The 10,782-nt window shown below is 40.3% G+C and carries 11 protein-coding genes, 1 tRNA gene, 1 rRNA gene and 1 other RNA gene; all 14 read right to left on the bottom strand.

Annotated features, from left to right (window positions below; translation table 11 throughout):
• Nucleotides 1-177 precede the first annotated feature (177 nt).
• Entirely contained in the window at nucleotides 178-1,332 is a 1,155-nt protein-coding gene (locus B7703_RS10130) for a hypothetical protein (protein WP_275655641.1), read from the bottom strand.
• A gap of 375 nt (nucleotides 1,333-1,707) precedes the next feature.
• Complete coding sequence (locus B7703_RS00130) at nucleotides 1,708-2,619, bottom strand: Rpn family recombination-promoting nuclease/putative transposase (RefSeq protein WP_084923142.1); 912 nt, start codon at nucleotides 2,617-2,619, stop codon at nucleotides 1,708-1,710.
• 118 nt (nucleotides 2,620-2,737) lie between these two features.
• Nucleotides 2,738-3,706 carry a ribose-phosphate diphosphokinase gene (locus tag B7703_RS00125; RefSeq protein WP_084923140.1) on the bottom strand — a complete coding sequence of 323 codons (969 nt, stop codon included), beginning with the start codon at nucleotides 3,704-3,706 and terminating at the stop codon, nucleotides 2,738-2,740.
• 145 nt (nucleotides 3,707-3,851) lie between these two features.
• Nucleotides 3,852-4,667 (bottom strand): PrsW family intramembrane metalloprotease, encoded by an 816-nt coding sequence (locus B7703_RS00120; RefSeq protein ID WP_084923138.1) that lies wholly within the window; start codon nucleotides 4,665-4,667, stop codon nucleotides 3,852-3,854.
• A 24-nt stretch (nucleotides 4,668-4,691) separates the two neighbouring features.
• Nucleotides 4,692-5,189, bottom strand: coding sequence for a beta-class carbonic anhydrase (locus tag B7703_RS00115; RefSeq protein ID WP_004240973.1), 498 nt, complete (start codon nucleotides 5,187-5,189; stop codon nucleotides 4,692-4,694).
• Nucleotides 5,190-5,261: 72 nt separating this feature from the next.
• Complete coding sequence (radA, locus tag B7703_RS00110) at nucleotides 5,262-6,623, bottom strand: DNA repair protein RadA (protein WP_077804517.1); 1,362 nt, start codon at nucleotides 6,621-6,623, stop codon at nucleotides 5,262-5,264.
• A 13-nt stretch (nucleotides 6,624-6,636) separates the two neighbouring features.
• Complete coding sequence (locus tag B7703_RS00105; RefSeq protein WP_084923136.1) at nucleotides 6,637-7,176, bottom strand: histidine phosphatase family protein; 540 nt, start codon at nucleotides 7,174-7,176, stop codon at nucleotides 6,637-6,639.
• 1 nt (nucleotide 7,177) lies between these two features.
• Nucleotides 7,178-7,621 (bottom strand): dUTP diphosphatase, encoded by a 444-nt coding sequence (locus tag B7703_RS00100; RefSeq protein WP_000701987.1) that lies wholly within the window; start codon nucleotides 7,619-7,621, stop codon nucleotides 7,178-7,180.
• A gap of 56 nt (nucleotides 7,622-7,677) precedes the next feature.
• An RNA gene (ffs, locus tag B7703_RS00095) (signal recognition particle sRNA small type) lies at nucleotides 7,678-7,775 on the bottom strand.
• 32 nt (nucleotides 7,776-7,807) lie between these two features.
• Complete coding sequence (tadA, locus tag B7703_RS00090; protein ID WP_023948303.1) at nucleotides 7,808-8,275, bottom strand: tRNA adenosine(34) deaminase TadA; 468 nt, start codon at nucleotides 8,273-8,275, stop codon at nucleotides 7,808-7,810.
• A gap of 200 nt (nucleotides 8,276-8,475) precedes the next feature.
• Nucleotides 8,476-9,762 carry an adenylosuccinate synthase gene (locus B7703_RS00085; protein WP_001832534.1) on the bottom strand — a complete coding sequence of 429 codons (1,287 nt, stop codon included), beginning with the start codon at nucleotides 9,760-9,762 and terminating at the stop codon, nucleotides 8,476-8,478.
• A gap of 230 nt (nucleotides 9,763-9,992) precedes the next feature.
• Nucleotides 9,993-10,229 carry a sigma(X)-activator ComW gene (gene comW, locus B7703_RS00080; protein WP_084923134.1) on the bottom strand — a complete coding sequence of 79 codons (237 nt, stop codon included), beginning with the start codon at nucleotides 10,227-10,229 and terminating at the stop codon, nucleotides 9,993-9,995.
• A 380-nt stretch (nucleotides 10,230-10,609) separates the two neighbouring features.
• Nucleotides 10,610-10,683 (bottom strand) — tRNA-Asn (locus tag B7703_RS00075).
• 5 nt (nucleotides 10,684-10,688) lie between these two features.
• Nucleotides 10,689-10,782 (bottom strand): 5S ribosomal RNA (gene rrf / locus B7703_RS00070); the annotation flags it as partial.

The following is a 10,782-nucleotide window of genomic DNA, read 5'->3' as shown; positions in this document are numbered from 1 at the left end:
GATTTTTATCGCTCTGAATATCAAAAAAGAAAGGACGAAATTTGTCCTTTCTCGAGCTTAGCTTTTCTTCAACCCACTACAGTTGACAAAGAGCCAAAAAAATTCTAAGAAAAACTGAACTTTTTATGTAAAAAATAAAAAGCAGAAGAAATCTCCTGCTTTTTTGATTAAACTAGATTATTTAACCCATTCACCGTTTCCGTTTACAGTGTATCCACCTACAGTTGTGTTAACTGCAAGGGCACCTGAACCGTCAACGTAGTACCATTTACCAGCAACTTCAAACCATTGGCTAGCTTTCATAGCACCTGAGTTTTCAAGGTAGTACCATTTACCACCGTCTTGCAACCAACCAGTTTCCATAGCACCTGATCCGTTTAGGTAGTACCAAGTGTTACCATCTTTAACCCACCATTTTTGCATTACGCCTTCAGCGTTAAAGAAGTACCATTTACCGTCGATTTGTTTCCAACCAGTAGCTTGTTTGTTGTTGTCGAAGTAGTGCCATCCGTTTTCACCTTGAACCCACTCAGTACGAGCAACGTTATAAGTGTCAGTTTTTTCGATTGTCAACTCACCGTTAACAAACATGTCTGAACCTTCACGGACAACTTCTTCTGCATCAAGTAGAGTACCTACTGTAAGTTTAGCAGGAACAAAGTAACCTTTTGGAGCTTCATCAACACGGTAAACTACATAACCACCGTTTTTAACAGCAAACTCAACATCACCTGCTGCATCAGTAGTTGCTTCAATCAAAGCTGGTTTTTTGTGGTTGTCAAAGTCTTCTACTGTTGCGTATACCAAAGCAGCTACTTTAGCACCAGCTACAGGGTTACCTTGTACATCTTTAACATGCACACGAACATGAGTACCATTTCCATATACATCTGGTAAAGGTTTACCATCTTTACCAATACGGTTTCTTACAGCGTATGGGTTTTGAGCTGGAGCATCCGCTTTTTCACTTGGAGTGAAAGTTGATGATGTTGATCCGTCTGAGTAAAGAACAATTCTTTGTGTTCCGATTGTTTTACCTGAAACAGCTGAAAGATTTGTTTCTACAATTGCTTTTGATCCATCAGCCTGTACTTGAACTTCAGCAGCAACGTGGCGAACACCGTCAGCATCTTCTTTTACTTCTGCATCAACTTGTTTTACAATAGTTACTGCATGTCCATATTTATCTTCAACTTTTGAATTTGGGTTGTTAGTTGAACCAAATCCACGGATACCTGGATCTTTACGTACATAGTTATCTGCTGCTGAAACTACTGAAACTGCTGAGAATGCTGCAAGAGCAACTGCGCTTGTCAATAAAACTTTTTTCATCGTTTTATCTCCTTCATTTTTCATTATATATTTTTTCGTAAGACTATCTTACTACCATACAGTATATAAATATTTACAGGATTTGTCAAGGGTTTTCTTCTAGTTTTTAAAGTTTTTACCTATTTTTAGAAAAAAAGGTGAAAAAAACATTTTTGTGAGAAAAAATACCCGTCAAATACCGCATTTTCCAAGTGAAAATCTCACAAACTTCTGGTCCTTGAGTAAAATCATTCATATCTAATCCACATAGACAGTTGGACAGAACTCACGTCTATGGTATTATCTTATAAACACTTCTAAATGTCAAGTAAAAATGGCAAGTTTTTTGATAAGAACTTGCCATTTCATCAACTTTCTACTATTTAAAATATGACCTTATAACAAGACCTCAAACTCTGCGACCGTCATGCCTAATTGTTCGCTCGCAACCTCGGAAGTCAGAAGACCTTGACGGACTAGATTTAATAGCATAGACAAACTTCCTTCAACTTTCCCACGCTCTAAACCTTGTTCAATACCTTGTTCCAGCCCCTCTGCCCTAGCAGTTTCCAAGGCATAGTCCTGTGCTAACAAGGCTTGTTCCTCACGCATACGTAGTTGACTAAACATCTTCCTGTCCTCCTCAGACCAGCTCTTATAGTCCAGCAGTTGGTCTGCTTGGCTGATAGCTCGCTCGGGTTGTTGGGTAAAGGGTTTGTTGCCGAAAAACTCCAACCACGGTTTGCGAACGCTATCCTTGCTGGTTTCTCTATATTTTTTTAGTTCTAAGAAAGCCATCTTTACTAGATGATTTTCTTGTCCATTGTTTGTAATTGTTAAAGCCTCACCTGTCGTGTCCTCGCGCATACTAAAGCTATGGAAAGCCAAGTCATCTTGGAAATAATTGCTATCCACGATTGCAATGGCATAAACGGGAGCGATGTGTTTGTAACTCTGGTGAGTATCACATTCTCGTTGACGAATTTTTTCGAGATTTTGATTGACCTGACTGCACAGGTAAGCCCATAAACGATTAATGAAAAAATTCTGATGATGTACCTGAATTTCAATGATCACTTGGGTGCCATTGTCCAACTCCGCCAAGACGTCTATACTGGTATAGAAATCCTGAGCCGAGTAAGGCAGGGATGGCAAGACATGAATATTGCTCCCCTCCAAAATGGTTACATTTTTGGCTGGTAAATCCAACATATCGCGAATAAATTGACAAGTGATTTCTGGATTGCTAAAGATTTTCTTAGCAACCAAATCGTTGGTCGGGCTGATGCCCGGATGTCTTAGAATCATCCTCTTCCTCCTTTTATTATACCACAGTTTTAAATCTAGGTTTCCTAGATTATCTGGCTCTATCTATTTATTCGGAAAAGAGATGAAAAAAACCTGAGAATCATCTCAGGCTTGGGCATTAAATCTTTTTCTCAATACTGAAAAGTGGAGAAAGTGGGCGTTTTTCATGGATACGTACGATAGCATCTCCTAGGAGATGAGCGATTGAAATCTGCTCAATCTTATCAATCAAGCGCTCTTCTGGCAAGTAGATAGTATCCAAAACCACCAATTTCTTGATAGCTGATTTTTGGATATTGTCCATAGCTGGCCCAGAAAGAACTGGGTGCGTACAGCTTGCATAGACTTCAACAGCACCAGCTTCCGCAAGGGCATCTGCCGCGTGGCAAATGGTTCCAGCTGTATCAATCATATCATCAATCAAGATACAAGTCTTGCCTTTTACCTTACCGATGATGTTCATGACTTCACTGGTATTCATCTTATCAACACTACGACGTTTGTCAATGATAGCAATAGATGTTTTCAAAAATTCTGCCAACTTACGAGCACGAGTCACCCCTCCATGGTCTGGGCTGACAACCACATAGTCAGAACCAACCATACCACGACGCTCAAAATAATCTGCAATCAGAGGAGCTCCCATCAAATGATCCACAGGAATATCAAAGAATCCTTGAATCTGCGCAGCATGCAAGTCGATTGTCAATAAACGATCTACCCCAGCTACTTCAAGCATATTTGCAACAAGTTTTGAAGTGATTGGCTCACGCGCTCTCGCCTTTCTATCCTGACGTGCATATCCATAGTAAGGCATGACAACATTGACAGATTCTGCACTCGCACGCTTCAAAGCATCTACCATAATCAAAATTTCAAGCAGATTGTCATTTACAGGCGAACTAGTTGATTGTAGGATAAAGACGTGTTTCCCACGGATTGATTCTTCGATGTTGACCTGAATCTCTCCATCTGAAAATTGGCGAACACTTGATTTCCCCAACTCTATCCCAATCTCCTGCGCTACACGTTTTGCCAATTCTTGATTAGAAGAAAGGGCAAACAGCTTTAAATCAGAAAAAGACATGATTTCCTCCGGTATATATGTATCGCTTGTGCTTTTCACAAGATTTTTCCATTTACCATTGTAGCGCTTTTTGCACTATTTTTCAATCAAAAATAAAAGAAGGGCACCATATTTGTACCCTTACATCATTCTTTTAAAAAATATTCTAGTTCATCAACTCATTGTGCTTCTCAACAAAACGATAAGCCTGATAAAAACCATAGAGAGTAATAGCCGTAACCACTGGAATCGCTAAAGGCAACTCTGTCTCCAATTCAACAAAAGGAGAATTAAACAAGAAATGAGTTCCCAAGGCTAAACCTAGGAAAATAAGCCCCTCTTTCTTGCCAACCTTCTGCCCTTTATAAGCTCTGTAAAGCAAGTAAACACCTACTACAGCCAGACCTGAAAAAGTCCAGTGAGAGGCAATTCCTGAGATGATACGCTCTAAAATTCTCGAAATAGTAAAGTCAAAGCCCTCTGGCAAATCCGTACGAATATAGCCAATATCCTCAATCATTTGAAATCCCAAACCAGAAGCAATTCCAAGTAAAAACAAAGATTTTAATTTTCGTACAGGAATCAAAGCCAAAACAAAGACAAGTGGCAATAATTTAAGCGGTTCTTCTACCAAAGGAGCCACAATCGCACTTTCAAAGGCATTTAAAAATGCACTATCTGGGAAAAGAATACCCAGTAAATCATGGATATAGGTATTAGCAAAGCTAGACAGCCAACCTGAAAGGAACATCCCACCCAATAAAGACAAAATCAAGGCATTCTTTGGCAATTCCCATTTTTTCCCAATACGGAAAAGGAAATAAAGAGCCGGAATCATGTAAAAGAGAGCTAGAAAGATAGAAACTCCCATTAGGCCATATTCTGCACCTGACATCGAACCATCCGTATAGTAGATTGTTTCATACTGCAAACCAATACATAGCAATAAAATAAAAATAAATAAAATGCTGTTTTTCTTCATACACTTTCTTTCTATATGAAGTATTTATAATTCTACGACTGTCATACTTCCTGTATCCACATCGTAAATAGCACCAGAGATAATGACATCATCTGGTATTAGGGGAGAATCGATAAGGAGTTGCATGTCCTCACGTACACTCTCCTCTATATCTTGAAAGGGCAAGAAGTCCTGGTCTGACACATCGACACCTAGTTCCTCTTTTAAATACTCCTGAAAAGGCCCATTTTCAAAGGTCTGAGCACCACAGTCTGTATGGTGCAATACCACAATCTCTCTTGTCCCCATTTGTTGCTGGGAAATAACTAGCGAACGAATCATGTCCTCAGTCACTCGACCACCTGCATTCCGCAAGATATGAGCATCCCCAAGTGCCAAGCCCAGAGCTTGCGCCACGTGCAAACGTGAATCCATACAGGTCACAATAGCCACTCTTGTTTTGGGTTTAAGTGGCAGATTTAACTGCCCATGTAGGGCAACATAAGCCTGATTGGCTTGCATAAACTGTTCAAAATACGACACGATTCCCTCCTTGAAAATTTGATAGTCAAATATTTCTCCTATCTTATCATTTTTAAGAGGATTTGTCACAGATTAAGCAAAAACCTTTTTCAAAACTTCCTGAATCGTTGTCACGCCAATGACCTGAATTTCCTTAGGCGGAGTAATTCCTGTCAAAGAATTCTTCGGTACATAAATCTTGGTAAATCCCAGCTTAGCGGCTTCGTTGATACGCTGCTCGATACGATTCACACGCCGAATTTCTCCTGTCAAGCCCAGTTCTCCCACAAAACATTCCTGAGGATTGGTTGGCTTGTCCTTGTAGCTCGAAGCAATGGCAACTGCAACAGCCAAGTCAATGGCAGGTTCATCCAATTTGACACCGCCAGCAGATTTGAGATAAGCATCTTGATTTTGCAAGAGAAGCCCTGCCCGCTTTTCCAAAACAGCCATAATCAGACTCGCACGATTAAAATCAAGTCCTGTCGTCGTACGCTTAGCATTTCCAAACATAGTCGGTGTTACCAAAGCTTGAACCTCCGCCAAAATCGGACGCGTCCCTTCCATGGTCACAACGATTGACGAACCAGTCGCCCCATCCAAACGCTCTTCTAGGAAAACTTGACTCGGATTGAGTACCTCAACCAATCCGCCCGACTGCATCTCAAAAATCCCAATCTCATTAGTGGAACCAAAACGGTTTTTGACCGCTCTTAAAATACGGAAGGTATGGTGGCGCTCCCCTTCAAAGTAAAGCACCGTATCCACCATATGCTCTAGCATACGAGGACCAGCCAAGGTTCCTTCCTTGGTCACATGACCTACGATAAAGATGGCAATGTTATTGGTCTTGGCCAGTTGCATAAGCTCAGCCGTCACCTCACGCACTTGAGAAACAGATCCCTGCACCCCTGAAATCTCAGGAGACATAATGGTTTGAATTGAGTCAATAATGAGGAAGTCTGGCTGGATGCGCTCCACCTCAGCTCGAACACTCTGCATATTGGTCTCTGCATAAAGATAAAACTCGCTATCAATATCACCCAAGCGCTCTGCTCGTAGCTTAATCTGCTGGGCAGACTCCTCCCCACTGACGTAGAGAACAGTCCCCACTTGAGACAACTGGGTTGAGACTTGTAGGAGAAGGGTTGATTTCCCAATTCCAGGATCCCCACCTATGAGGACGAGACTTCCTGGTACCACTCCGCCTCCAAGTACACGGTTGAATTCCTCCATCTCTGTCTTGGTTCGATTGACATTGATGGAGGTCACTTCAGCCAGTTTCATGGGCTTGGTTTTCTCACCTGTTAAAGACACACGCGCATTTTTGACCTCGGCAACCTCAACCTCTTCTACAAAGGAAGACCAAGACCCACAGTTAGGACATCGTCCCAGATATTTAGGGGAATTATACCCACAATTTTGACATACAAATGTCGCTTTTTTCTTTGCGATGATAAACCTCTTTCTATATCTCTAACTCACACTCAATCACTTGGCAAAAATCAATCTTCTCATTTGGCACAAACTGACGCATGAGCATTCCGTGAGTTACAATGATAATAGTTTTATAATTTTTATATTTTTCCAAAGTTCTTAAAAAACGATGACGCATCTCCAGAGCAGTTTCATAGCGATAAGGAGAATCTTCAGGTAAACCTCCTTGATGTTTTAGATAATATTCATGAGCTACCAATACACTAGTTAAATCAGAGTTAGTACTATCTAAGTCTGGACGCCACTCATGAAAAAACGGCTCCACAAATAAGTCCAATCCTGTTTCAACCGCTATATAATGGGCTGTTTCTAAAGCCCTCGTCACAGACGATGAAATAATAATCTCTGCCTTTCCAAAACATGCAGTTTTAGCAACTTCTTTTGCCAGACTTCGACCTTTTCCTGTCAATGGTGCTAAATCACGACCAAAACCACTATAGAGTCGCGGATTTTCAAGTTTATCAAGCATACTATAATCTGGCTTTCCATGACGTACAAAGATAATTTTCATCCTAGTGCCCAGTCGATCCAAATCCACCTGTTCGAACGCCATCAGCCGCATCTCCATCTGCAATTAAGAAAGGAGCAAAGACAGCCTGGACAACACGTTCTCCAACTTCAAGAACAACCTCTTGGTCTGTGATATTCTTCATCTGAGCAAAAATATGCCCTTCATTCCCAGGATTTCCATAATAATCCCCATCAATGACCCCAACCGAGTTAATCAAGACCAAGCCCTTCTTACGAGGATTTGAAGAGCGATCATAGAGATATAGAACCTCAGTCGGCTGCATATAAGCCTTAACCCCTGTCGGAACCAAGACAATCTCTCCTGGAGCAATAACTGTGCGCACAGCAACCTTTAAGTCGTAACCAGCCGCATGCGCTGTCTCACGCTTGGGTAATAAATTTTCATCTGTAAAACTCGAAACCAATTCAAAACCACGAATTTTCATAATTTTCTCTTTTCTATTATCATTTATTCTAGATTATTCTATCTTATTTATTCGGAAAAAGCACGAAAAAAAGAGCACACAATTCAAATCGCTTAGGGCTGCTGGATTCCTCCCCTGACCCGCTTCACGCAGAACTGTTGCTCCACTATTTATTATATCACATTCCTATTCATTTTAAAAGAAAAATTATTTTTTCCGTCTATTTCTAAAAAAGTCCTGCATAATAGCTGCGCATTCATCTTCCAAAATTCCCGTTTCAACCTCTACACGATGGTTGAGACGCTCATCTGTCAAAATATCGTACAAACTCCCAGCAGCGCCAAATTTCTGGTTTTTAGCCCCATAGACCACGTTTGGAATACGGGCAAGCCCAATCGCCCCACTACACATGACACAAGGCTCAATGGTCACAAAAAGCGTGCAATCCAGCAAGCGCCAACTCTCCTCACTCAAGTTCGCATTCTCTATAGCCATAATCTCCGCATGCATAACCGCTCGCTGCAATTCCTCACGTGCATTATGCCCACGACCAATGATTTCCCTATCTTTGACAATCACACAACCAATTGGAATTTCATCATGTTCCAAGGCAATCTCAGCTTCTCTCAAAGCCTCCCTCATAAAGACTTCTTTTTCTTCAAGCGTATAATCCATCTCTTTTCCCTTTTCCTACTTGTCGATTTTATTATTATATCATGAATCCCAACACAAAAAAAGCCACCGAATGCGGTGACTCTATAGGGAGATTATTATGAAAAAGAAAAGTTTAGGATATTTGTTACAACAAGTTAGGAGGTCTTCTTGTAACTGTCTATAGTATACCCGACCTATCTTAAACAAATCTTAAAAATCTCTTACGACCAAACACTTTCTAAAATATTTGTTTGTTCACGACCAGGACCTACTGAGAAAGTAGAAATACGAACGCCAACCAATTCACTCACACGACGAACATAGTTACGCGCATTCTCAGGAAGATCTTCCAAATTACGAACTCCGGTAATATCTTCTGACCAACCTGGCAACTCTTCATAGATAGGCTTGCAACGTTTCAATTGCTCAAGACTAGCTGGATAGTAATCAATACGTTGGCCATCAAGATCATAGGCCACACAGATTTTCACTGTATCTAAACCACTCAAAACATCGATAGAGTTCAATGAAAGGTTAGTAATACCAGAAACGCGACGGCTATGGCGCATCACAACTGAATCAAACCATCCCACACGACGTGGACGACCAGTTGTTGTACCATATTCATGACCGACTTCACGGATACGTTCTCCCACTTCATCAAACAACTCAGTTGGGAAAGGACCGTCTCCAACACGACTCGTATAGGCTTTACATACACCAACAACCTTGTCAATCTTACTCGGACCAACACCAGAACCAATCGTAACACCACCAGCTACAGGGTTTGATGACGTAACAAATGGATACGTACCTTGGTCGATATCTAGCATAACACCTTGTGCACCTTCAAAAAGCACACGTTTACCGTTATCAAGCGCATCATTCAAAATAACAGATGTGTCTGTCACATATTTCTTGATTTGTTGACCATATTCGTAATATTCTTCAAAAATATCATCGAAAGCAATTGCTTTACTGTCATACAATTTTTCAAAAAGACGATTCTTTTCAGCAAGGTTACGTTCTAAACGCTCACGGAAAATATCTTTATCCAAAAGATCGGCGATACGAATCCCAACACGAGCAGCCTTGTCCATATAAGCTGGACCAATTCCCTTAATTGTAGTACCAATCTTATTGTCGCCCTTAGCTTCTTCTTGCAAGCGATCCAACTCGATATGATAAGGCAAAATAACATGCGCACGATCAGAAATACGCAAGTTATCAGTTGTCACACCCTCCTCATGAAGATAGCTCAACTCTTTTACAAGAGATTTAGGATTTACAACCATTCCGTTACCAATAACAGAAATTTTTTCAGGGAAGAAAATCCCAGATGGAATCAAGTGCAACTTAAATTTCTTACCATCAATCACAATCGTGTGACCTGCATTATCACCACCTTGGTAACGTGCAATCACTTCTGCATTCGCTGAAAGGAAATCTGTAATCTTCCCTTTACCTTCATCACCCCACTGGGTACCTACAACAACAACTGAAGTCATAATCTTGTCTGAGCCCTCAGGCTCTTCCTTTCTCACATACATGGCAGGAATCTCACCCGCAATTATATCTTACAATTTATTATAAGAAAAAATCGCCTTTTTATCAAGAAGAAACAATAGAAAGATTTGCTATTTCCAACTATTAAAAAATGATTTAGAAAAAATTCCGGCTATTTATCATTATTTCCCCACAAAAAGTTAAATTTGTTCGGAAATTAACTCATGCTGTCTCAACAAGCAATAAAACCTTGTTTCATTATCATCTTTTCAAGATACAAACGATAAGCAACACGATAATGGTAAACAATAAAATCCCTACGACGACAGATATCATATTGAACTAAATAATAAATCAAAAATTTAAAATGAAAATGTTCCCATTCCCAACTATTATCAAAGAAAGTAGCATACTCTTCTTCAATGTTTCTATAAAAATCCATCATCTGCTCATAAATTTTTTGTAACATAAGCATACACTCCTTTACTTTTTATAAGCTTATTCTAACAAAAAATTATAAACAGTTATTATTAAATCCTGAATTGCTCAAATACTAACCTCAAAAAGATAATAAATAGGAAAAGTTGACAGAATAGGAAGAAATCTACTACCTAAATTTCAAAAATTAAGATAATGGAAGCGGAAGGATGCGAACCCTCGAAGGAGCGTATTTACAGTCCGTCACGTTTAGCCTCTTCGCTACCCTCGATTAAAGTACTAAAAAGATCTCCTTGCTCGAAAACGGAGGGCTATGAAACTTTACTCAGCAAAAAATATCTCACACCAAATAACTCAAAATAGATTATTAATTATATAAAAAAAGAGGCCTAAACCTCTTTTTCTTAACTACTCCGCCAGTAGGACTCGAACCTACGACATCATGATTAACAGTCATGCGCTACTACCAACTGAGCTATGGCGGATTAAAGCTAAGCGACTTCCATATCTCACAGGGGGCAACCCCCAACTACTTCCGGCGTTCTAGGGCTTAACTTCTGTGTTCGGCATGGGTACAGGTGTAT

The sequence above is a fragment of the Streptococcus mitis genome (assembly GCF_002096735.1).
GTDB lineage: Bacteria > Bacillota > Bacilli > Lactobacillales > Streptococcaceae > Streptococcus > Streptococcus mitis_CZ.
The sequence above is the reverse complement of the archived record's forward strand: the minus strand, read 5'-3'. Positions and strand labels throughout refer to the sequence as shown.

Bases quoted from the DNA above. Each gene is read 5' to 3' on its own strand.
- B7703_RS10130 (WP_275655641.1), bottom strand. From the start codon at position 1,332: ATGAAAAAAGTTTTATTGACAAGCGCAGTTGCTCTTGCAGCATTCTCA.
- B7703_RS00130 (WP_084923142.1), bottom strand. From the start codon at position 2,619: ATGATTCTAAGACATCCGGGCATCAGCCCGACCAACGATTTGGTTGCT.
- B7703_RS00125 (WP_084923140.1), bottom strand. From the start codon at position 3,706: ATGTCTTTTTCTGATTTAAAGCTGTTTGCCCTTTCTTCTAATCAAGAA.
- B7703_RS00120 (WP_084923138.1), bottom strand. From the start codon at position 4,667: ATGAAGAAAAACAGCATTTTATTTATTTTTATTTTATTGCTATGTATT.
- B7703_RS00105 (WP_084923136.1), bottom strand. From the start codon at position 7,176: ATGAAAATTATCTTTGTACGTCATGGAAAGCCAGATTATAGTATGCTT.
- B7703_RS00100 (WP_000701987.1), bottom strand. From the start codon at position 7,621: ATGAAAATTCGTGGTTTTGAATTGGTTTCGAGTTTTACAGATGAAAAT.
- tadA (WP_023948303.1), bottom strand. From the start codon at position 8,275: ATGGATTATACGCTTGAAGAAAAAGAAGTCTTTATGAGGGAGGCTTTG.
- B7703_RS00085 (WP_001832534.1), bottom strand. From the start codon at position 9,762: ATGACTTCAGTTGTTGTTGTAGGTACCCAGTGGGGTGATGAAGGTAAA.
- comW (WP_084923134.1), bottom strand. From the start codon at position 10,229: ATGTTACAAAAAATTTATGAGCAGATGATGGATTTTTATAGAAACATT.